General features: G+C 62.8%; 17 protein-coding genes and 1 pseudogene. 7 read left to right on the top strand and 11 right to left on the bottom strand.

Going from position 1 to position 22,954, the window contains the following annotated elements:
- Window positions 1-9 precede the first annotated feature (9 nt).
- The gene (rlmH, locus tag AADW18_RS04980; protein WP_337342266.1) at window positions 10-480 is read left to right on the top strand and encodes a 23S rRNA (pseudouridine(1915)-N(3))-methyltransferase RlmH; all 471 of its coding nucleotides are present in this window, start codon (window positions 10-12) and stop codon (window positions 478-480) included.
- A gap of 148 nt (window positions 481-628) precedes the next feature.
- Here rlmH and AADW18_RS04975 read toward each other — a convergent pair whose 3' ends face one another.
- Window positions 629-1,294 (bottom strand): energy transducer TonB, encoded by a 666-nt coding sequence (locus tag AADW18_RS04975; RefSeq protein WP_337342265.1) that lies wholly within the window; start codon window positions 1,292-1,294, stop codon window positions 629-631.
- Between the two features lie 730 nt (window positions 1,295-2,024).
- Window positions 2,025-2,762 (bottom strand): SIMPL domain-containing protein, encoded by a 738-nt coding sequence (locus AADW18_RS04970; RefSeq protein ID WP_337342264.1) that lies wholly within the window; start codon window positions 2,760-2,762, stop codon window positions 2,025-2,027.
- Window positions 2,763-2,935: 173 nt separating this feature from the next.
- On the opposite strand from AADW18_RS04970, the pseudogene AADW18_RS04965 reads away from it, so the two are divergent.
- From AADW18_RS04965 to tldD, 4 genes and pseudogenes are all read left to right on the top strand, one after another.
- Window positions 2,936-3,484: pseudogene (locus AADW18_RS04965) on the top strand (Maf family protein); the annotation flags it as partial.
- A 259-nt stretch (window positions 3,485-3,743) separates the two neighbouring features.
- A complete protein-coding gene (gene rng, locus AADW18_RS04960; protein ID WP_337342263.1) occupies window positions 3,744-5,237 on the top strand; it encodes a ribonuclease G in 1,494 nt (497 codons plus the stop codon).
- 94 nt (window positions 5,238-5,331) lie between these two features.
- A complete protein-coding gene (locus tag AADW18_RS04955; protein WP_337342262.1) occupies window positions 5,332-9,168 on the top strand; it encodes a YhdP family protein in 3,837 nt (1,278 codons plus the stop codon).
- 159 nt (window positions 9,169-9,327) lie between these two features.
- Window positions 9,328-10,770, top strand: coding sequence for a metalloprotease TldD (tldD, locus tag AADW18_RS04950; protein WP_337342261.1), 1,443 nt, complete (start codon window positions 9,328-9,330; stop codon window positions 10,768-10,770).
- A gap of 71 nt (window positions 10,771-10,841) precedes the next feature.
- Here the strand turns inward: tldD and yjgA are convergent, their stop codons facing one another.
- Window positions 10,842-11,399, bottom strand: coding sequence for a ribosome biogenesis factor YjgA (yjgA, locus tag AADW18_RS04945; protein ID WP_337342260.1), 558 nt, complete (start codon window positions 11,397-11,399; stop codon window positions 10,842-10,844).
- An 89-nt stretch (window positions 11,400-11,488) separates the two neighbouring features.
- On the opposite strand from yjgA, the gene pmbA reads away from it, so the two are divergent.
- Both pmbA and AADW18_RS04935 read left to right on the top strand, forming a co-directional pair.
- A complete protein-coding gene (pmbA, locus tag AADW18_RS04940; protein ID WP_337342259.1) occupies window positions 11,489-12,850 on the top strand; it encodes a metalloprotease PmbA in 1,362 nt (453 codons plus the stop codon).
- A 324-nt stretch (window positions 12,851-13,174) separates the two neighbouring features.
- Window positions 13,175-13,558, top strand: coding sequence for a DUF4870 domain-containing protein (locus tag AADW18_RS04935; protein ID WP_337342258.1), 384 nt, complete (start codon window positions 13,175-13,177; stop codon window positions 13,556-13,558).
- Window positions 13,559-13,667: 109 nt separating this feature from the next.
- Here the strand turns inward: AADW18_RS04935 and AADW18_RS04930 are convergent, their stop codons facing one another.
- The 8 genes from AADW18_RS04930 to dnaE form a co-directional block, all read right to left on the bottom strand.
- On the bottom strand, window positions 13,668-14,546 hold the full coding sequence (locus AADW18_RS04930) for a polyprenyl synthetase family protein (RefSeq protein WP_337342257.1): 879 nt from the start codon (window positions 14,544-14,546) through the stop codon (window positions 13,668-13,670).
- Complete coding sequence (locus AADW18_RS04925; RefSeq protein ID WP_337342256.1) at window positions 14,536-14,796, bottom strand: exodeoxyribonuclease VII small subunit; 261 nt, start codon at window positions 14,794-14,796, stop codon at window positions 14,536-14,538. Before AADW18_RS04925 ends, AADW18_RS04930 begins: the two co-directional genes overlap by 11 nt.
- 45 nt (window positions 14,797-14,841) lie before the next feature.
- A complete protein-coding gene (gene tilS, locus AADW18_RS04920; RefSeq protein ID WP_337342724.1) occupies window positions 14,842-16,116 on the bottom strand; it encodes a tRNA lysidine(34) synthetase TilS in 1,275 nt (424 codons plus the stop codon).
- An 81-nt stretch (window positions 16,117-16,197) separates the two neighbouring features.
- Window positions 16,198-16,386: a hypothetical protein gene (locus AADW18_RS04915; RefSeq protein WP_337342255.1), complete on the bottom strand. Its 189-nt coding sequence runs from the start codon at window positions 16,384-16,386 to the stop codon at window positions 16,198-16,200.
- A 198-nt stretch (window positions 16,387-16,584) separates the two neighbouring features.
- Window positions 16,585-17,331: a tetratricopeptide repeat protein gene (locus AADW18_RS04910; RefSeq protein WP_337342254.1), complete on the bottom strand. Its 747-nt coding sequence runs from the start codon at window positions 17,329-17,331 to the stop codon at window positions 16,585-16,587.
- 27 nt (window positions 17,332-17,358) lie between these two features.
- Window positions 17,359-18,051, bottom strand: coding sequence for a transglycosylase domain-containing protein (locus AADW18_RS04905; protein WP_337342253.1), 693 nt, complete (start codon window positions 18,049-18,051; stop codon window positions 17,359-17,361).
- Between the two features lie 62 nt (window positions 18,052-18,113).
- A complete protein-coding gene (locus tag AADW18_RS04900) occupies window positions 18,114-19,073 on the bottom strand; it encodes an acetyl-CoA carboxylase carboxyltransferase subunit alpha (RefSeq protein WP_337342252.1) in 960 nt (319 codons plus the stop codon).
- A gap of 262 nt (window positions 19,074-19,335) precedes the next feature.
- The gene (gene dnaE, locus AADW18_RS04895) at window positions 19,336-22,893 is read right to left on the bottom strand and encodes a DNA polymerase III subunit alpha (RefSeq protein WP_337342251.1); all 3,558 of its coding nucleotides are present in this window, start codon (window positions 22,891-22,893) and stop codon (window positions 19,336-19,338) included.
- Window positions 22,894-22,954: the final 61 nt, after the last annotated feature.

Raw genomic sequence — 22,954 nt, 5'->3', positions numbered from 1 at the left:
CATGCAGCGATGAAAAGTAAGCTGATCGCCACCGGCGAACGTGCTCCCACTTGGGTAGCGCAGGGATTCGCCGAATACCAAAAGCGCCTGTCGCATTGGCTGCCGATGGAGCTGGTGGAAATAGAGCCGGGGCTGCGTGGCAAAGGCCGCGACCCGCAACGCGCCATCGAAGAAGAAGGCAAGCGCGTGTTGGCCGCGTTGCCAAAGAATGCGCATATCGTGGCGTTGGAAGTGGGCGGCAAGGCGTACTCGTCCGAGCAACTGGCGCAACGGTTGGAGCATTGGCGCGGGCAGGGGCGCGATCTGGCTTTCCTGATCGGCGGGCCGGAAGGACATGCGCCTGATGTGTTGGCGGCGGCACACGAAACCTGGTCGCTGGGGCCGCTCACGCTTCCGCACATGCTGGCGCGGCTAGTGGTCGCCGAACAGGTGTATCGCGCGGCCGCGTTGTTGGCCAATCATCCCTATCACCGCGGCTGATAGATCCCGCAGGAGCGGCGGGACGCCGCGAGCTTTTCGTTTTTATCGCAATCTGACAGAAAGAGCTCGCGGCGGGACGCCGCTCCTACAGGGGTGGAGTCGGGCCACGCAAACCAGAAGCCCGCCTTTCGGCGGGCTTCCTTGTTCGTCATTGCAAGCTGAAATCGATCGGCACCAGGCCGTAAGCCTGTACCGGCACGCCGTCACGCATGGCGGGACGGAAGCGCCAATTTTTCAGGACATGTTGCCGCGCTTCACGGTCCAGCGACTTGTTGCCGCTGCTCTTGTCGATGCTCACTTCAAGCGGTGTGCCATCGGTGTCCACCAGCACACGCAGCATGACCGTGCCCTGCGCACCGTCTCGTACGGCTTCGCGCGGGTATTTGGGCGGCGGTGCAGTGACGTACTCCAGATGGCTGGCCGCGATCGGCCCCGTCGTCATGGCGATGGTAGGCGCATCAGCCGGACCTTCCGAGGCGGGCACCACCATCGGTTCGCTGCCGCCTTCGACAATTGGCTGTTCCGCGGGCGGCGTGATGGTGGTGGGCCTTGGGGTTACCGCCACGTTCTGTGGCGTTCGGGTGGCAGGTTGAGGTTTCGTCACCGTGACGGGTATGGGTTCGACCGGCTTCGGCCGTTCGATGAAGAAAATCTCGGGTTTGTAAGGCTTGACGGCGACGGCCAGCTGCGGCGCGGCCAGCGGCATCAGCAGCAAAAGTAGCGCGATGGCATGGATCACCAAGGCGGCGGCGATGGCCAGTACGCGGCCGAAGTCGATGCGGGAATCAGAACCGTAGGACTGTATGCGAACCATGATCCACCTCCATATTGGGTATGCAAGAGGAACAACGACCGGGCGCGGGAAACGGGGTTGAGCATCCGTGCCTGGAGCAACATTGCGCTCGCCCCGGGCGTTGCGCAAGAGGGGCATCCGGAATGCCGTTCCCGCCCCGCTTCTCGTAGAGCGGAGCTCGCTCCGCTGCTCTTCCACCGGCGCCGAGACAGTCAGCCGAGCAAGCTCGGCTCTACAACAAACCCCGCTTCTCGTAGAGCGGAGCTCGCTCCGCTCCTCTTCCACGGGTGCCGAGACAGTCAGCCGAGCAAGCTCGGCTCTACAACAGCCGCCCCGCTTCTCGTAGAGCGGAGCTTGCTCCGCTGCTCTTCCACGGGTGCCGAAGACCATCAGCCGAGCAAGCTCGGCTCTACGTGAAGCGCGCCGGGAAAAAGGCTCCGGCCGAATAAAGCCGGAGCCTGATTGCACTAGCTGGAGGGAGGGTGTTTTCGTTGCCGTGCGAGTTCAATTGAACGTCATACGTCGCACCGTCCGCTTCCTCGCATTCGAACTGGACACAAACTGCGGGCCCCCCTGAAGCCCAGGAGTGCTATGTGTTTGTGCTACGTGGAAAGGTCGTAAAACGGCCATTAGAGCGTGCAGAAAATGGCGAATTCATTTTTATATTTTTATTGTCATTCGCCTGAGTTCGAGTTGCTAAAAGAAAAAAACAGGGCCGAAGCCCTGCTTTTTTATCGCGATGTCGCAGGCACTACTTGCCTAGTTCGAACACCACATCAAGATTGACCGATAGTTTGGTTTCTCCTGGCGAAACCGAAGTGTCCATCTCCGCTTTTCCGCGCATGCTCATTGCCATTGCCGGCATCGGGTGGAAGCCACCGCCGCTGCCTTCCGAGACGCTGACGATACGACGAACGCGCAGCCCCAATGCCTTGGCGTAGGTTTCCGCACGCGCCTGCGCTTTCTTCAAAGCCGCCAAGCGCGCTTCGTCGTACACGGGTTCGGGCTGATCAATTTCGAAAGTGGGTCCATTGATCTGGTTCGCGCCCTGCGCGGCCAGTGCATCCAGGACCTTGCCCAGTTTGGTGATGTCGCGCACCTTCAGGTTGACGGTGTTGCTGGCCTGATAGCCGGTGATGACCGGCGGCATATTTTCGGCATAACGGTATTGCGGATTCAGATTGATACCGCTGGTCTGCACGTCCTTTTCGGCGATGCCCGCGGCTTTGATGGCGGCGGTGACCTTGGCCATCTGCTCGGCGTTCTGGCGCATGGCGGCGTTGCCATCCGCGGCCTGGGTCACCACGCCAGCCGAAATGGTCGCTACGTCCGGCGTGCGCGAGGCGTCCGCCTGAGCCGAAACGTTCAACAACGTGCCGTCGGTAGCGACGGCATAGCCCGGGACGGATTGGGCGTGAGAGGTCATGGTGGCGGTTCCAAGAGCGAGGGACAGGGCAAGCAGAAGCGGTCGTAGCGAGTGTTGGCGCATGGGATCTCCTTATGGGGTGCGGGCCGGTGTGTGCACCCGGTCACAGCGGTGCGGTTGGGTGTTCGGATAAGCATGAACGCGTTGTAAGCCGGAATGGGGTTACCGCTGCAAGTCGCGCCGTGAGGCAGGAATTAAAACCATTCAGTCAGCTGTCGCGGGTTATTCTTTCACGAATGCTTTATCTGGCCTCCAAGTCCCCCCGCCGTGCCGAACTACTGACCCGTCTGGGCCAGCGGTTCGGGCTGCTCGATCTGGACGTTCCGGAGCATCGCCAGCCCAGCGAGCCCGCGCAAGAGTACGTCCGCCGGGTGGCGCGGGAAAAGGCGGGCGCCGGTCTGCTGAAGGTGCTCGCCACCCCGGGTGCGTGGGTGTTGGGGGCCGATACGGAAGTGATCCTGGACGATGACGTATTCGGCAAGCCTCGCGACGCGGAAGACGCCGCGGCGATGCTGCGCCGGTTGTCCGGCCGCACCCATCAGGTGATCTCGGCGGTGTCGCTGGTCAGCGCTTCGCGCGAGGCGCAGGCGGTGTCGGTATCGGAAGTAACTTTCATGCACCTGGATGAAGAAGACATCGCCGCTTATGTCGCCACTGGCGAGCCGATGGGCAAGGCCGGGGCTTATGGCATCCAAGGTGCGGCGGAACAGTTCGTTTCTCATCTGTCCGGCAGCTTTTCCGGCGTGATGGGGCTGCCGCTGTACGAAACAGCGCGGCTGCTGCGGTTGGTCGGTCAAGACCATGCTCAGCAAGACCATGCTCAGCAAGACCATGCTCAGCAAGATCATGCTCATCAAAGCCGGGCTCACCAAGAGCAGGCGCAAATACCTTCACAGACGTTTTCAGATAGGGAGCGGTAGGGCTAATGCAAATGGGGAGCCATTCCATCGCGATCATCATGCCAAGCGTTGTCGCTGCTGCAGCCGTGGGCCGACGCAGCTTGCTCCTACGTAACGCGTTCCGGCGTAAAGAGATGCGTCGCGCATGAGCGAGGAAATCCTGGTCAACGTCACCCCGCGCGAAACCCGCGTCGCGGTGATCGAAAACGGCATGCTGCAGGAATTGCACATCGAGCGTGGCTGGCGACGTGGCGTGGTCGGCAACATCTACAAAGGCAAGGTGCAACGGGTGATGCCGGGCATGCAGGCGGCTTTCGTGGAAGTGGGGCTGGATCGCGCCGCTTTCCTGCATGCCAACGACGTGGTGCGGCCGGCGCCGGTCGCCAATGGCGAGACCGACGATGCCACGTTGCCGCTGACGCCACCGCTGTCGGTGCCGATCATGGATCTGCTGCGCGACGGGCAGGACATCGTGGTGCAGGTGGTCAAGGATCCCATTGGCAGCAAGGGTGCGCGGCTGACCACACAGATCAGCATCCCCTCGCGCTACCTCGTGTTGTTGCCGCAATCGAAAGTAGTGGGCGTATCGGCACGCATAGAAGATGAAGCCGAGCGCCAGCGGCTGAAATCGCTGGTCACGGATTTGTCGGCCCAGCACGGCGGGCATGGCTACATCATCCGTACCAACGCGGAGGGACAACCCGCCGAGGCACTGGCCGAGGACATCGCCTACTTGGCGCGAGTCTGGGCGCTGGTGGAACAACGCAGCCGCGACTCCGCGGTAGGCACCTGCGTCTACGAAGACTTGACGCTACCGCTGCGCGCGGTACGCGACCTGATGCGCCGCGACGTCGAGAAGGTCAAGGTCGATTCGCGCGAAACCAGCGAGCGCCTTCAGGCATTCGCGGCCAAGTACATGCCGGTGTTGGCAGAACGCATCGAGCATTACTCTGGCGAACGGCCTATTTTCGACCTGTATGGCGTCGAAGACGAAATCGGTCGCGCGCTGGACAAGCAGGTCCCGCTGAAATCGGGTGGCTATCTGGTCATCGACCAGACCGAGGCGATGACCACGATCGACGTGAACACCGGTTCGTTCCTGGGCCAGCGCAATCTGGAGGAAACGGTCTACCGCACTAATCTGGAAGCGGCGCAATCGGTGGCGCGTCAGCTGCGGCTGCGCAATCTGGGCGGCATCATCATCATCGACTTCATCGATATGGATGATCCCGAGCATCGCCGCCAAGTGTTGCGGACGCTGGAAAAAGCGTTGGCGCGCGACCACGCGAAAACAACGGTGTACGAGTTCTCGCCATTGGGCCTGGTGGAAATGACCCGCAAGCGGACGGTCGAAAGCCTGGAGCGGCAATTGTCCGAACCATGCCCAGAATGCAGCGGGCGCGGCACCATCAAGACCACCGAAACGGTCACCTACGAAATTTTCCGCGAGATTACCCGCGCGGTGCGCCAGTTCGAAGCCGCGCGGCTGCTGGTGATCGCCTCGCCCAAAGTGGTGGCACGCATCACCGATGAGGAATCGGCCGCGGTAGCGGAGCTGGAAGAATTCCTTGGAAAGTCGATCCGTTTTCAGGCGGACGAGCAGTACCTGCAGGAGCAGTTCGATGTTGTGTTGCTTTGAGTCGGGAATAGGGAATAGGGAATCAGGAATCGCGGAAGCGGTTTCCTTCCTGGTTCCCATTCCCCATTCCCCATTCCCCATCGCCGGCTTTTAAATGCCCACTCCCCTCCGCCGCCGTTTACGTCTGGCGCGCCGTGGCGCGGGATATTGCGTGGCTGTCACGCTGGTGTTGATGGCGCTGGTGCTGGGCGTCGCCAGTCAAGTGCTGCCGCTGGCGGAGCGACATCCGGACCGCATCGCGGCCTGGTTGAGCGAACGTGCCGGTCGGCCGGTATCGTTCGATCATGTAAAGACGCAATGGACGCGGCGCGGTCCGTTGCTGCAGTTGGATGGTTTGCGCATCGGCGAAGGCGAGTCCGCCGTCAGTATCGGCCAGGCGGAAGTACTGGTGGCGATGTACAGCGGATTGTTGCCTGGTCGTTCCTTCACCGAGCTACGGTTGCGCGGTTTGTCGCTGACACTGCTACGTGCGGACGACGGCACTTGGTCGGTACGCGGTCTGCCCGGACAGCAACAGACCGGTGGCGATCCGTTGAAAAGCCTGGAAGGGCTGGGCGAACTGCAGGTGATTGGCGGCAAGTTGACCATCATCGCGCCTTCGATGACGGGGAATCTGCAGTTGCCGCATATCGATTTGCGTTTGCGTGTCGAAGGCGATCGGGTACGTGCCGGTACCCGGGCATGGATCGATCGCAGTGCGGAGCCCTTGCAGTTGACGGTGGATTTCGATCGTCGGCAAGGCAATGGACGCGCCTACGTGGACGTGGAAGCCGACGATCTCGGCGTTTGGTCGCCCTTGCTGCGCTACACCGGCGTGACCGCCGAGCGCGGGCAGGGACGCGTCCGCGGCTGGGCGGAACTGCGCAAGCACCGTGTAGTGCTCGCGACTATCGACACCAAGTTGCAGCAGTTGGGTATGCGCGGCGCAGCGATCGCCGGCGGAAACGAAATCCCGCGCGTCCGCTTCGATCAGATCGATGGCCTCATGCGCTGGCAACTGGTGGCGGGTGGCTGGCGTCTGGACGCGCCACGGCTGCGTATCGATACCCAGCGGCAAAGGCAGACGCTGGACGGATTGGTAATAGCGGGTGGGCAGCGGTACGGGCTATTGGCGGATCAAGTCGATGCGGCACCGCTGTTCGCCGTGCTCGCTCTCAGCGATCGGGTGGACGACGGTCTTCGTCGCTGGCTCGCGCAGGCCAAACCCACCGCGCGCTTGACCGGGCTGTCGTTGATTGGGCAGCGGGGCGGTGCCATGCGAGGGCGGGGACGTTTGAGCAATGTGGGTTTCCGGTCGATTGGGCACGCACCTGGGCTGAGTGGTTTTGCGGGCGAGTTCCTTGGTGACGCCGAAGGATTCGAGTTGACACTGGATCCGCAATCGCGGATGCGTTTCGATTGGCCCAGCGGGTTTGGCGTGGCTCACGACGTCGACCTGCACGGCAAAGTGGCTGGCTGGCGCGAAGGTGCGGGCTGGCGCATCGGCACTTCGGCGCTGCGCGTGCGTGGGAAGGATTACGCGGCCGATATTCGCGGCGGCTTGTGGTTCCAGGGTGACGGTACCCGCCCTTGGATCGACATCGCCGCTGACCTGGACGACGCACCCGTCTCGGCAGCCAAAGGCTTCTGGGTTCACCACAGCATGCCCAAGGCAGCGATCGACTGGCTCAATGCGGCGCTGATCGGTGGCCACGTGCGAAACGGGCGCGCCATCGTCAGTGGCGACTTGGACAATTGGCCATTCCGCGACAACAACGGCCGGTTCGAGGCCGTGGGGCATATCCAGGGCGGCCGATTCAAGTTCCAGCCCGACTGGCCAGTGCTGGAGCAGGTGGATGCGGATGTTGCTTTCATCGCCAACGGCTTCCAGTTGCAGGGGCGTGGCGCCCTGGGCGGCGTCGCCATCGACTCTTTCCAGGCCGGCATTGCGGCATTCAACGATGCGGAACTGAAGATCGATGCGCAGGCCAGCGCCGACGCGGGACGCCTCCTGAGCCTGCTGCGACAGAGTCCGTTGCAGAAGACCTACGGCGAGACCATGGCCCACCTGGAAGCCAGTGGTCCGGTACGCGCCAGTTTCAGCCTGATGCAGCCGTTGCACCGCCAAAAAGCCGCACTCAAGCGGGTCGAGGGCACCGTGGATCTGCAAGGCGCCCTGCTGGCGGAAAAACGCTGGAATTTGGCGTTCACCGACGTGCGCGGCAAAACCCGCTATGACGATAAAGGCTTCTCGTCCGAGCCGCTGGCGGTGATGCATCAAGGACATGCGGGCGTGCTGGCGTTGCGTGCCGGCAGTGGCGTGCGCGACAGGCAGCAGGTGTTCGAAGCTGACCTGTCCGCCCAGTTGGGCGCTCAGGAACTGTTGGATCGCGCGCCCGAACTGTCCTGGCTGAAACCCTATCTGGACGGCACTTCGCCATGGACAGTGGGCGTGACCATCCCCCGGGCGCCTACTGGCACGCCGGTCGATGCCGCATTGCCGGCACAACTGAGCCTGCGTTCCAATTTGGTGGGTACCGCGCTTAATCTGCCGGCGCCATTGCGCAAAACGGCCGCCACGCCACTGGCGACCAGTGTGCGTGCGCCGCTGCCGATGGGCAGTGGACAGATCGATGTCGCTTTCGGCGATTTGCTGGCCTTGCGAGCGCGCAGCAGCGGCGGTCAGACCGGCATCCGCGTCGCGTTGGGTAGTCGTCAAGTAACCGAGGCCGCGCCCGCGTCAGGGTTGGTCGTCACGGGTCGCACCGGCAACCTGGACGCGATGGATTGGATCGCGATGACCCAGGGTGGTGATAGCGAAGGCAAACTTCCGCTGCGGCACATCGACGTCACCGCGGAGCGCCTGTTGCTGATTGGTGCTTCGTTCCCCGACACGCGGTTGCAACTCGCGCCCGCCAACAAGGCGGTGGCGGTTGCCCTGGATGGTCAGGCGTTGGCAGGCTCGCTGTTGGTGCCGGAAGCCAAGGGAGCGGCGATTTCCGGCAAGCTTTCGCGCGTTCACTGGCGTAGCTCGGCTCCGCCAGGCACGGCTTCCACGCCGGCACAGCGTGCCGCAGCCAACGATTTCGATCCTTCCAGTATTCCGCCGCTATCGCTGGACATCGAGGATCTGCGTTTTGGCGACGCCAGCTTCGGCAACGCCAAGTTGCGTACACAACAGTTGGCAGGCGGGATGCAGGTGGATCAACTGCAATTGCGTTCTCCCAAGCAGGCGATCGATATCAATGGCCAATGGACCGGTCGCGGTACTGGCGCGCGCACGCGCCTGAACGTTGCGGTCGACAGCCAGGATATCGGGGCGATGATGGATGGGCTGGGGTACAAGCGTCGCGTCGGTGGTGGCCACGGCCAGATCAAGATCGATGCGGGTTGGGCCGGTAGCCCGGGCGCTTTCCAACTGGCGGCACTGGAAGGCAGCGTCCACGTCGCGGTCCGCGATGGCCATCTGCTGGAGCTGGAGCCCGGTGCTGGCCGTGTGCTCGGGCTGTTGAGTGTGGCCGAACTGCGGCGGCGCATGATGCTGGACTTCAGCGACTTCTTTTCCAAGGGATTCGCCTTCAACCGCATCGATGGCGATATCCGCCTCAACAATGGCTTGGCCAGCAGCGATGATCTGGTGATCGATGGCCCATCCGCCGAAATACGCATCCGCGGCGACACCGACTTGCGCGCGGAACGATTCGATCAAACCGTCCAGGTACTGCCCAAGTCCGCCAATGTGCTGACGGCCGTGGGCGCCGTGGCCGGTGGTCCGATCGGGGCGGCCGTCGGTGCCGTGGCCAATGCGGTGCTGAAAAGACCGCTGGGCCAGATGGGCGCCAAGACCTACCGCGTCACCGGGCCTTGGAAAGATCCGAAGGTGGAGGTCATGGGCCGCGAGCAGTCGCGCGCCCGCACGGCAACAACTTCTGCGCCGGCCGGTATTCCTTGATCCTGGTGGTTCAGAAAATCTGCGTGCTGGTCTCCAGGCGATATAGGCGCCACAGCGATCCCGGATTTATGCGCATAAATGCATGAACAACCACTTTTTCCCTTCGGCAGACAACGCTGCTGCTTGCGTTCGCTGCCCATAGCCCCAACCCTGAGTCCCATGACCAATTCTCTCGCACTCGCCGAAACCCGCCTGCTGCTGCCCGCCGGCCTGGACCAACAACAACTGGACCGCGCTTTCGGAACCTTGCTGGGGCCCGGCATCGATTTCGGTGATCTGTACTTCCAGCACACGCGCCGCGAAAGCTGGACGGTGGAGGACGGCATCGTCAAGGATGGTGCTCACTCCATCGAACAAGGTGTTGGCGTCCGCGCAATTTCCGGCGAAAAAACCGGCTTTGCCTATTCCGACGACATCAACAGCCAGGCATTGCTGAGCGCCGCTCATTCCGCGCGCGCCATTGCCCGTGAAGGCGCCGCGCACGCGCCGCATGCACTGGTGCGTGGCGGCGGGCGTTCGCTGTACGCCAGCGACGACCCGATCGATGCGATGGGGAATGACGACAAGGTCGAGGCCCTGCGTGCCGTCGATCGGTACGTTCGTGCAGCCGATCCACGCGTGCAACAGGTGACCGTCAGCCTGTCCGGCGGCGTGGATACCGTACTGGTCGCGCGCAGCGACGGTGTGCTTTCCGCCGACGTGCGCCCGTTGGTGCGCTTGAACGTGCAAGTGATCGTGGAGCAGAACGGCCGCCGTGAATCGGGCTATGCCGGCATGGGCGGGCGTTATTCGTATACGCAACTATTCGCCGATGGCAAACCGGAGGATCTGGCACGTGAAGCATTGCGCCAGGCGCTGGTCAATCTGGATGCGGTCGACGCTCCCGCCGGCGTGATGCCGGTGGTGCTGGGTGCTGGCTGGCCGGGCGTGCTGTTGCACGAAGCGGTGGGCCATGGCCTGGAAGGCGACTTCAATCGAAAGGGCACCAGCGTCTATGCCGGCCGCATGGGCCAGCGCGTCGCCTCACCCGGCGTCACCATCGTCGATGACGGCACGCTGCCGGAACGTCGGGGCTCGCTCAATGTCGATGACGAAGGCACTCCGACTCATTGCACCACGCTGATCGAAGATGGTGTGCTGGTCGGCTACATGCAGGACACATTGAACGCGCGCCTGATGGGCATGGCGCCTACCGGCAATGGCCGCCGCGAATCGTTCGCGCACCTGCCGATGCCGCGCATGACCAATACCTACATGCTGGCCGGGAAGCACGATCCGGAAGAGATGATCCGTTCGGTCAAGAAAGGGCTGTACGCAGTCAATTTTGGCGGCGGCCAGGTCGATATCACCAGCGGCAAGTATGTGTTCTCGGCCACTGAGGCCTACTTGATCGAAGACGGCAAGATCACCGCCCCGGTCAAGGGCGCCACGCTGATCGGCAACGGCCCGGAAACCATGCAGAAGGTGAAGATGGTCGGCCACGACTTGGCGCTGGATGCCGGCGTCGGCGTATGCGGCAAGGACGGGCAAAGCGTGCCGGTAGGCGTGGGTCAGCCGTCGCTGTTGATTGAAGGGTTGACCGTCGGCGGGACGCGGGCTTGATTGGAAGCCGGGAATCGGAAATGGGAAATAGGGGATACAACGTCCCTGACGCGGGATTTGCTCGTGCCCAATCAGTTTTCCTGATCTTCCATTTCCTGTTCCCCGTTTCCCGGCTCTTGCAGCAGCTCCCGCAGCTCGCGGAACAGCTCGCGGAACGCGTGCGGCGGCTTGTTCTTGAGCCGTTCTTCGCCGGCATTGCGGATCAGCTGGCGCAGGTGTTGGCGGTCGGCGTGCGGATACGCCTCCAACAGCTCGCCCAAGGCGGCGTCTCCATCGCTCAGCAGGCGTTCGCGCCACTGCTCGGTGCGGTGCAGCGCCGCCGCGTCGCGCTTGGCGGCTTCGCCATCTTCATCCAATGCGTCGCGAATGGCTTCCAGCGTCTCGTCATCCTCGCGGCGCATTTGCTTGGCAAGAAATTGCAGCTGCCGCTTGTGCGCGATGTGCGAGGTGATCTTCTGCGTGTCGTGGATGTGCTGCAGCAGCTCTTCCGGAATCGGCAATTTGGCCAGCTGAGCGGGCGGCAGCGCCACCAGTTGCTCGGCCAAGCCACGTACTTCCAGCGCGCCCTGACGCTGCTGGGTACGGCTTGGGCCAAGGAATTCGCCGGTTTCAGGGTCGCGTCCGCGCATGCTGGAGCCTGTTCTTCATTTGAATTTCCGGCGAGGGACAGCCGGGTTGTCGCGAAGGAATTCGCAGGTGCAGTACAAAGGATAAAGCATTGAACGCCATTACCACCCAAACCCCCGACAACAGCCTCGCCCGTCTGGAACATCTGGCGGAGTTGTCGCAACGCCTGCTGGAACGCGCCAAGGCGCGTGGTGCCACCCAGGCGGAAGTCAGCTGCAGCGAAGAAACCGGACTGAACGTCAACGTGCGCATGGGCGCGGTGGAGACCGTGGAATCCAACCGCGATCGCGGTATCGGCGTCACCGTCTACTTCGGCAAGCGCAAGGGTAGCGCCAGCACCGCGGACCTACGTGAAGAAAGCCTGGATGCCACGGTCGAACAGGCCTGCGCGATTGCGCGCTATACCGAGGACGACGACGCCACCGGCCTGGCCGATCCCGAACTGATGGCACGGGAATTTCCCGACCTGGACTTGTGGCATCCCTGGGCAGTGGACGCAGACCGTGCGGTCGATCTGGCACTGGCCTGCGAAGCGGCGGGCCGCGAGGCCAATTCGCGCATCGAGAATTCCGATGGTGCTTCGGTGGGCACAGGGGAAAGTCTTTCGGTCTACGCCAACTCGCACGGTTTCATCGGCCGGGAACGCGATACGCAGCACTCGATCGGCTGTGCGTTGATAGCGGGGCAGGGCGATGGCATGCAGCGCGATGGTTGGTACAGCAGCGGCTTGTCGTACGCCGATCTGGAAACGCCGGAAGCCATTGGCAGACGCGCCGCCGAACGCACCGTGGCGCGCCTGCAACCACGCTCGCTTCCGACCGGCGAATACCCGGTGTTGTTCGCGGCCGAAATCGCGCGCTCGCTGATCGGTCACCTGCTGGGCGCGGTATCCGGCGGCGCGCTATACCGTCGCGCCAGCTTCTTGTTGGATCATGCGGGCAAGCAGATATTTCCTTCCTGGTTCTCCATCGAGGAACAACCGCTGTTGCGCCGAGGGCTGCGTTCGTCGCCCTTCGATGCGGAAGGTGTGGCGACCCGCACCTCGCCGCTGGTGCAGGACGGCGTATTGCAGCGCTACGTGTTGGGCAGCTATTCGGCGCGCAAGCTGGGCCTGCAGACCACGGCTAACGCAGGCGGCGTCTATAACCTGGACGTGGCGGCCAACGCTGGCGGTTTCGAATCGCTGATCGGCGGCATGGCGCGCGGGCTGTTGGTGACCGAGCTGATGGGCCAGGGCATCAATGCGGTCACCGGCGATTATTCCCGGGGTGCGGCCGGCTTCTGGGTAGAAAACGGCGTTATCACTTATCCGGTCGATGGCATCACGGTCGCGGGCAATCTCAAGCAGATGTTTGCGAATATCGAGGCCGTCGGCAGCGATGTTGATCCGCGCTCGCATATCCAGGTGGGGTCGATTCTGATTGGGAAGATGATGGTGGCTGGCGAAGAGTAGAAGAAGCCTGTGGTTCCCGTTTGGGCGCGCCATCACCGGCCTCAGCGAGGCGCGGACGATGGGGAGCCGGTAGGACGCGATTCGCCCTGCTGGCACGGGCCGGGAGCTGGCGGCCTCTGACATCTGGACTGTAGGCAACGGGTCCCGGCCTACGTCTCGACGACGTATTTGGTCGCTGGTCATTCGAGCCAAGGCGTCCTCGCTACTCGCCACCGATTCCGAAGGCCGTCGCATGACGAAATTAACGTTATGCTTCCCTAGGGGAGCCCAGGGGGGAGACCACCCGGGAATTCGCCAGACCATCCACTGCTAAGGGATCCATGCATGAGTGAATTCGAAAACGTCACGGCGCCGCCTCCGCCGCAGACCAGCGCCGGCCCACAGGAAGACCGGACCATCGCGCTGATTACCCATCTATCCGGAATCGTCGCGGGTTTCATCGTTCCGTTGATCATGTGGCTGATCAACAAGGACAAGGCCGATAAGCCGTGGCTGATCGACCAGGCCAAGGAAGCGCTGAACTTCCAGATCACTATCGCGATCGCCTATGTGGCCGCGATCATCCTGACGACGATCACCTTCGGTTTGCTGTTCTTCCTGCCGATGCTGGTGTGGGTCGCCAACCTGGTGTTCTGCATTCTGGCTGCCGTCAAGGTCAACACCGGCGAGTCGTATCGCTATCCGTTCGCGTTGCGCCTGATCAAGTAATCGCGCGCGGCAAGATAAAAAAAAGGCCCGGCTAGTCCGGGCCTTTTTTGTTGCAGCCAGGCGTCATCGAAACACCTGTAGGAGCGGAAACACCAACGGATGCGGCGTGTCAATGCACCCGATTGATCGCCAATTCGCCCAGTGTCTTCAGCGCGTCGCTGCGTGCGTCGAAAGTTGCCAATGCGTTTTGCATGGTGCTGGCGAGTTCTTCCAGTTTCGCCGTCGCGCCTTGCATGCCGAGCAGGGCGGGATAGGTGGATTTGGCTTGCGCGACGTCCTTGCCCGCGGTCTTGCCCAACTGCTCGGAACTGGCCTCGATATCGAGGATGTCGTCGCGTACCTGGAAAGCCAATCCCAGCGCCGCGGCGAAATCATCCAGGTGCTGCAGTTCGTCGCTGGTTGCTCCGCCCGCGGCAGCTCCCATTCGCACAGCGGCGCGGATCAGCGCACCGGTCTTCAACGCATGCATGCGTTGAAGTGCTGAGACGGACTGCATTGCACCGGTCGCATCGATATCCAATGCCTGGCCGCCGCACATGCCGGCAACGCCGGAAGCGCGGCTCAGCACCTGCAGCCAGTCCAGGCGCAACGCCGCATCGGCGTTGGCATGGGCCAGCAGGTCGAACGCCGACGTTTGCAGGGCATCGCCAGCAAGAATCGCGGTGGCTTCGTCGAATGCGATGTGCACGGTGGGCCGGCCGCGGCGCAGGTCATCGTCGTCCATGGCGGGCAGATCGTCGTGCACAAGGGAGTAGGCATGGATCAACTCCACGGCGGCCGCAGGTGCATCCAGCGTCGCTTCATCGGCACCAAACAGTGCACCGGCCGCATACACCAATAACGGGCGGATGCGCTTGCCACCGCCCAGTACCGCGTGACGCATGGCGGCGTGCAGCCGCTCAGGCGATTGCCCAGAGATTGGCAGCGATTGTTCCAGCTTGGCCTCGACCCGCGCCGTCCAGCGCGTGAACGCGGCCTCAGTCGACATCGGGCGCAGGCGCGAAGGGTTCGGCGGTTTCCGGATTTTCCGGATCGCTGAGCAGGCGAACGCGCAACTCGGCTTGTTCCAGCGCTGTCTGGCAACGGCGGTACAAGCCCACGCCACGTTCGTAAGCAGCCAGCGATTCTTCCAGGCTCAGGTCGCCGTGCTCCATCTTTTCGACCAGTTGCTCCAATTCGTCCAGCGACTGTTCGAAATGGGCGACCGGCGAAGCGTCGGGGGTGTTTTTCTTGGCCATGGGGGAAGTGTGCGGACCGCGATGGATTAGGTCAACGCGCCAGGCTCAGGAATCATTGCGCCAGCGCAACGTTGCGCCGGACTGGCGTAGCCAGGCGTCCAGATCATCCGAATAGACCAGATCGCCGGCCGCCACTAAGCGGCCACTGGAATCCCAGAGCAATGGCAACCTGCGCCTTTCCCACGGCGGTATGCCCAACTCCTGTAGGACTTTCTTCAGCTCATGGGAATGATTGCGGCCGGGCAGGGCGATGCGCTCGCCGCCTTGTCGCGCGGACACGCGCAATGGTTCGGCAAAAGCGGCGGCGCCTTCCAGTTCCAGAGAACCGCCACCGGGTAGCGGCAATGGTGTGCCGCCGTCCCAGTGCGCCTGCCAGTCGATAGGCAGCGCTTCCCGCTGCCGGCCAGCGTGCAACAGTCCGCGCCAACGTTGCACGATGGCGTCGTTCCACGCGAATTCGGCCGCCGTGTCGGTATCCGCCGCCAGCAAGTCGGATTCGATCCTGGCAACGCCTTCGCCGGGTAGCGGAGGCAGGTCCAGTTCGGCTACCCAGCGACGCAGAACCCGCGCGCGCCGGCTGCGGGGCAAATGTGTCAACGCCGCAACCGATAACGCCCGCGGATCGGCCGTGCGCGCCATCGCCAACGCTTGCGCATCGCCGTCTTCCAGCAGCTCGACTGTTTCGGCCATCAGGCTGGCACTGCGGGCAAATGCGGCGTCGGCTTGCGGCCAACGCTGACGTAGCAGGGGCAGGACCTGATGGCGGAGGAAATTGCGGTCGTGGCGTGTGTCTTCGTTGCTGGGGTCTTCGATCCAGGCAAGACCATGCGCCCGCGCGTAGGCAAGCAAGGTCCCACGGGACACATCCAGCAACGGCCGCCAATGCCAGCCGTGGACGAAGCGTCGCCAAGGCCGGATAGCCGCCAAGCCTTCCGGGCCCGAAGCACGCAAGGCCCGCAACAGGAAGGTTTCCGCCTGATCGTCCAGGTGATGCGCGGTCACCAGCACTTCTCGTTCGCCCAGGACTTGCGCGAACGCGAGGTAGCGGGCGCGGCGCGCGGCGGCTTCCAGGCCCTCGCCATCAGGTTCGACATGCACGCGAATGACGCTCAGTGGAATGTCCATCGTTTGGCAGAACGCGGTGCAGTGCGCCGCCCAATCATCCGCGGCGGCGTGCAGGCCATGGTGAATGTGGATGGCGCGCAAACCATGCTCGCGCACCTGTTGGTCCTGCGCCAGCGTGTGCAGCAGCGCGCAGGAATCCAGGCCACCACTGAAGGCGGCCAGGATCGGCGCGGGTTCTTCGCGTCGTAATGCCATGCGCAAGGCGGAGGTCGGGTCGGCGGTGCTCACCCGCGCATGCTAGGCCTTGTGACCTGATCCGGATAGCTGCTCGAAGCTCTATTGCACGCGCTGCAATATCAGGATGATGGCGCTCAGCCAGCAGGCACCGACGAAGAGGCTCAGGACTAGATGCTGGTTGACGCCGGCTTTGTGCCGGTAGAAACGGTTGTAGGCCAGCGTCGCGCCGACGGGTACCGCGAACAGGATCAGCGGAAGGGTCCACCACGGTGATGACAGCAGGTTCATGGCCGGGACTCCTCTCGGTTCCGCGCAGGTGGCCGTTGGCACCGTGCCGCGGAATGGTTGATCGATGCGGTCAGCATGCTGCGGACGCATGGCTGCCATCTTGATCACGATCAACTAAATTCCCGAAATACCAGGTCTTTGTTTTCTTGGAATCTGTGCGCGATCCGTCGCGAGCGCAGCAGGGCCGTGCACAGGTTCTCAGGCCAGGGCAGCCAGCTCCTTGCGCGCCAGTTCGATCCATTGGCGCTGTTCGCGCTGGTAGTACTTGGGGGCAACGTCGGAGCGGGTCAGGATTTCCTTGAACAGGGAAACAGCCCGCGAGGAATCGCCGTTGCGCTTGAGTAGCAGCGCGTAACGGGCGCGAGCCTCTTCGCCGGGATAGCCCTGCGTCACGGCCTCGTACTCGTTCAGCGCGGCGGTTATATCGCCGGTGCCTTCCACGGCCCGGGCATACAGCAGATGGCCATCGCTGGAACGGAAGCTGGGGTTGGCGGCGATCAATGCATCCAACGTATCGCGCGTCTGTTGAGCCTGGCCCAGGCCAAACTGCGCCTTCGCCAGGCCGAGCATCAGATTCGGATCGGTGGCGTACAACCCTTTGAGCGATTGTTCGTATAGCTCGGCAGCATGAGCATAGTCGCCGCTGCGCAGGCTTTCCTCGGCCAGTCGGCGGCGATTTTCTGGTGTGTCGGCGGCTTGCAGCAAGCGCGCGGCATCGCGTTTGTCGCGCTCCGGATCGATGCGGTCGCGCACGCTGCGCACGGTGCGCCGCGCTGACGGGTTATGCCGCAGATCCGGCAGGATTTCCGCGATGACGTATATCAACACCGCCAAATAAGAGAACACCAGCAGGATGAATACCCAATACAACGGCCTGCCGGTGCGTACTACGTGCACGCAGCAGGCGATCTGCAGAATGATGGATAGGAGAATAATGGGGCTCATGCGGCGCTCTCGAAAAACATGGGCTGGTTATACCTGGATGTTAGTCAACGGCTGTTGGCTGAAGCGAGCGACGGATCGCTGAGTACAAACGACGGATTTCATGCGGCTGATCGCAAGCGCCAACCCAGCATCGCCACCGTTCATGCCTATTCGCTCCGCCATCAGCAGATAGCGAGATTCGAATCGCTCGCGTTGGCAGTCCGGACCATAAAAGGACGGGCCCCGTAGCAACACGATCAGCGCCAGCGATTCCTCCGGACGCAGGTCGGAAAGTGGTAAGCCGAAATAGGCATGAGAGGCGGCTTCGATGCCATATGCCTGCCGCCCGAAATAACCGTCGGCAAGCGCGGCGTTCGCTACGTCGTCAAGCGTCCAATGCTGACTGATGATGACCATGGCGGCAAGGCTCGCGGCGTGCCGACGTGTAGCCCCGATAGGTGGTTCTGCATGCGCTGGCAGTGGGCGTGAAGCCGCATGCCCCAATAAGGTCAGACCGGCACTTCGGTTTCGATTCCGATGATCGACTGCCCACAGTAATTCCGGCAGGACAGTAACCGGATACAGGCGCGGTAGCACTTCCACCGGCCGATCGGACTGGAGGGCAAGCCATTGCTCCCTTAGCGGCTTCGATACTTGATAACGACCAGGGTTTAGCCCTTCGCTATCAAGCGCGGATGCGCCGTACCAATAGAAGCCGTAGCAAAGACCGATGTACAGCAAGCCGACGGCCAGTGGAGTGGCGCAAATCCATTTTAGCCACGATCCCATGCAATATTTCTCGGTCAGGCCGCCTCGTATGCCCCGTATCCACGAAGGCGCTGGTACCGGCGCTTCAGCAGGTCGTCGATGGGCAGCTGCTCCAGCTCATCCAATTCGTTCATCAGCACGGCCTTCAGGCGCGTGGCCATCTGTTTCGGATTGCGGTGCGCGCCACCGATAGGTTCGCGGATCACTTTGTCCACCAAACCCAACGACAGTAGCCGCTTCGCGGTCAGCCCCAGTTGCTCGGCGGCGTCCTTGGCTTTGTCGGCGGACTTCCACAGGATCGAGGCGCAGCCTTCCGGCGAGATCACCGAATAGGTGCCATATTCCAGCATCAACGTACGGTCGCCGACGCCGATAGCTAACGCGCCGCCGGAGCCGCCTTCGCCGATCACGGTGCAGATCACCGGAATCTTCAGTTCAGCCATTTCCAGCAGATTGCGGGCGATGGCTTCGGACTGGCCGCGCTCTTCCGCACCGACACCAGGATAGGCGCCGGGTGTGTCGATAAACGTCAGCAGCGGCAGCTTGAAGCGTTCGGCCATTTTCATCAGGCGCAGCGCCTTGCGGTAACCCTCCGGCCGGGGCATGCCGAAGTTGCGGGCAACCTTGCTCTTGGTGTCGCGGCCCTTCTGGTGGCCGATGATCATCACGCTGCGGCCGTCGATGCGGCCCAGGCCGCCGACGATTGCCTTATCGTCAGAGAAGGCGCGATCGCCCGCCAGTTCATGGAATTCATCGCAGAACACGCGGATGTAATCCAGCGTGTAAGGACGGGCCGGATGACGCGCCAGTTGGGAAACCTGCCACGGCGTCAGATCGCGAAAGATTTGCGCCGTACGTATCCGCAGCTTGTCCTGCAATGCATGGACTTCGGCGTCTACGTTGACCGCCGGGCCGGCGCTGGCGTTGCGCAGCTCCTGGATCTTGGCTTCCAGATCGGCGATGGGCTGTTCGAAATCGAGGTAATTCGGATTCATCTGCGGGCCGTGGGCCGGAAAGCGGGGAGTTTATCGCAGCCGACGCCACCATACCGAGCCGTGTTGTCGGGGAGTGGGAAGCGTGGAACGGGAAGGGGCCTAGCTTTCGCCCCCTTTGTAAAAGGGGGCTACGGGGGATTTGCTGTTGCTTCTAAAGAGCAACAAAGCAAAATCCCCCTCAATCCCCCTTAAAGAAAGGGGGAGGCAAAGCCGCGTCTTTTTCGCTTCCGGCTTCCGGCTTTCTGCTTCCCGCTTACCCGCCTCAATTGGTCCAAGGCCTGGCAAGGCTGAGCTTCACCGCGCGTACACCAGGCTGAGCACGCAGGGCGTCCAGCAACTCCGTATCCACGCGGACGGCCTTGCTGCCGTTCAAGTCCAGCATGCCGGCGGTGCGTGTCTTGCCGGACTCCATCAACAGGTCCAGGCGCAAGGGGGTGCCGCCGGGTCGGTGTCGCGCCAGCAGCGCGTCCACGCGCTCCCACAGGCCCGGCACACGCAGATCCAGTCGCAGCGACAGCCGTTGCGCGTGATTGGCGCAGAGTTGCGCGTAGTCCCAGCACTGGCGGATGCGCAGGCTGAAGCCGCCGCTGAATTCGTCTTCGCGAAGACCGCCTTTGACAATCAGGATGCGGTCGCGCGTCAGTAGCGGTCCGAACTCAGCCATCGAATCGGAGAACACGCTGCATTCGATGCGGCCGCGTCCGTCCTCCAATTGCACGAACATCTGGCTGTCGCCCTTGCGGCGCACGCCGACGACTTGACCGGCAAGCACTGCATTGACCTCTGGGCGCCAGCCTTTCTTCTCACCCGCGGGCTGCGAACTCCAGATACGGTCCAGTTCGCCCAGGTCGCTACCCACCAGCGCGCGCAGGTCTTCGCGATAGGGATCCAGGGGATGACCACTGAGGTAATGGCCGAGCGTCTCGCGTTCGCCATTGAGCTTCTGCGACAGCGGCCATTCGTCGGATTCCGGCAGCACGACTTCCAGCGCGGGCGCGGCATCGCCGCCGCCGAACAACGAGTTCTGCCCAGCCGCGCGCTCCTTCGCCAGCTGGTCCGTCGCCTTCATCACTTCGGGCATTTGCAGCATCAGCGATGCACGGTTGCGGCCCAATGCGTCCACGGCACCGGCATTGATCAGTGCTTCCATGGCACGCCGGTTGAGCTTGGAGGAATCCACGCGTTTGCAGAAATCCAACAGGTTCGCAAACGAACCATGACGACGACGCTCGGCGGCGATCGCTTCGCATGCGCCCTGGCCTACGCCCTTGATGGCACCCAGGCCGTAGCGGATGGTGCGCGGATCGGTGGCTTCGAACATGTAGTTCGAGTGGTTGACTTCCGGCGGCTGCACGTTGAGTTGAAGCAAGCGCGCTTCGTCCAGGAAGCCGACCACTTTATCGGTGTTGTCCATGTCCGAAGACAATACCGCCGCCATGAACTCGGCTGGATAGTGGCACTTCAACCACGCCGTCTGGTACGAGACCAGTGCGTAGGCGGCCGCGTGCGATTTGTTGAAACCGTAGCCGGCGAACTTCTCCATCAAGTCGAAGATTTCGTCGGCCTTCCGCTCCTCGACGCCGCCCTTGCCGGCGCCCTCGCGGAAGATTTCGCGGTGCTTGGCCATTTCGGCCGGCACTTTCTTGCCCATCGCACGACGCAGCAGGTCGGCGCCGCCCAGCGAATAGCCGCCGACGATCTGCGCCATCTGCATCACCTGCTCCTGGTACACCATGATGCCGTAGGTGTCGCGCAGGATCGGTTCGACGCGTGGATCAGGGTATTGCACTTCCTGGCGCCCGTGCTTGCGCTCGATGAAGTCCGGAATCAGGTCCATGGGACCCGGGCGGTACAACGACACCAACGCGATCAGATCGTCGAAGCGGTCGGGTTTTGCGCGCTTCAGCAGTTCGCGCATGCCGCGCGATTCGAACTGGAACACCGCGCCGGTGGCGCCGGTGGAGAAGACCTGGTCGTAGGTGGCTTTGTCGTCCAGCGGAATGGTGGAGATATCCAGCGCCGGCTCGTCGCTTCCGGCACGACGAACATTGATGGCTTTCACCGCCCAATCGATGATGGTCAGCGTGCGCAGGCCCAGGAAGTCGAACTTCACCAGGCCGACCGCTTCCACGTCATCCTTGTCGAACTGGGTGACGGGCGACTTGCCGCGGCCGTCCACGTCGTGTTCGGCGTACAGCGGGCAGAAGTCCGACAGCGGCGAGGGCGCGATCACCACGCCGCCGGCGTGCTTGCCGGCATTGCGGGTCAGGTCTTCCAGTTGTCGCGCCAGGTCGATCAGGTCACGGACGTCGTCTTCGTCGCGGTATCGGTCGATCAGCTCTTGCGAGGCCATTTCGCTGCTGCCTTCGCCCATCGCATCCTTCAGCGTGACGCCCAGGATGTTGGGAATCAGCTTGGCGACGCCATCCACCAATCCGTATGGGTAACCGAGTACGCGGCCGGTATCGCGCACCACCGCCTTGGCCGCCATGGTGCCGTAGGTGATGATCTGGCTGACCCGGTCGCGGCCGTACTTGGCGGCGACGTAATCGATGACTTCATCGCGCCGGTCCATGCAGAAGTCGATGTCGAAGTCGGGCATCGACACGCGTTCCGGATTCAGGAAGCGCTCGAACAGCAGGTCGTACGGGATCGGGTCCAGATCGGTGATGCCCAGCACCCATGCCACCAGCGAACCGGCGCCGGAACCGCGGCCAGGGCCGACCGGGATGCCGTGGTCCTTGGCCCAGTTGATGAAGTCCGCCACGATCAGGAAGTAGCCCGGGAAGCCCATTCCCACGATCACATCCAACTCGCGGTCCAGGCGCTCCACGTAGTCTTCGCGAGTGCGGCCGGGCGCCAGCGGATTCTTTTCCAGCCGCTTGACCAGGCCGGCGTGCGATTGACTGCGGATCCAGCTTTCCAGCGTCTCGTTGCTGGGCACCGGATACGCGGGCAGCGCGTACTCGCCCAGCCGCAGTTCAAGATTGCAGCGCAGGGCGAGCGCCAGGGTGTTGTCGATGGCGTCGGGCACGTCGGCGAACAGTTCCACCATCTGTTCGGCGGATTTCATGTACTGCTCGGCGCTGTATTCGCGCGGACGCTTGGGGTCGTCCAGCACGCGGCCGGTGGAGATGCACACGCGCGCCTCGTGCGCGTCGAAACCGCTGGGGTCCAGGAAGCGCACATCGTTGCTGGCGATCACCGGCAGCCCGCGCGCCGACGCCGCATGCAAGGCGAATGCGTTGAAGGCTTCCTCGCCGTCGCGCTGCGTGCGGGTCAATTCCAGATGCAGGTTTTCGCCAAACGTGCGCTGCCAATCGGCCAAGTGTTGTTCGGCCAGTTCGTGACGTCCGCTCAAGGCCAAGCGCCCGGCATAGCTGTTACGGCCGACGATGGCGAACAAGCCTTCGCAATCCTGCTTAAGCCATTCCGGAACGATCGCAACGCCATCCAGGCGATGGCCTTCCATCCAGGCGCGGGTCAATAGCCGCGACAGTGACAGGTAGCCGGTGTTGTCGCGACATAGCAAGGTAAGTTGCCAGGGCGTTTCGTTGCCTTCGACGACGCTGATGTCGGCGCCGGCAATCGGCTTGATACCGACGCCCTCCGCGGCTTTGTAGAACTTGACCAGTGCGAACAGATTGTTGCGGTCGGTTACCGCCAACGCTGGCAGGCGCAATTCGACCGCGCGGCTCAGCAGATTGGGCTGCTTGGCTTTCTTCGGGTCGGCCTGATCCGGCTTCTCGGGCACGCGGATAATGGAATCCGCCATCGAGAATTCGGTGTGCAGGTGAAGGTGAACGAAACGGGAGGTCATGCCGACTCGGATAGCTACCTGGGCAGGGTAGCGGCGAGGGTGAAGCGGGGCAAGGCTTGAC

Origin of the sequence: Pseudoxanthomonas sp. CCNWLY206-1, assembly GCF_039710385.1 — a bacterium.
GTDB lineage: Bacteria > Pseudomonadota > Gammaproteobacteria > Xanthomonadales > Xanthomonadaceae > Pseudoxanthomonas_A.
The sequence above is the reverse complement of the archived record's forward strand: the minus strand, read 5'-3'. Positions and strand labels throughout refer to the sequence as shown.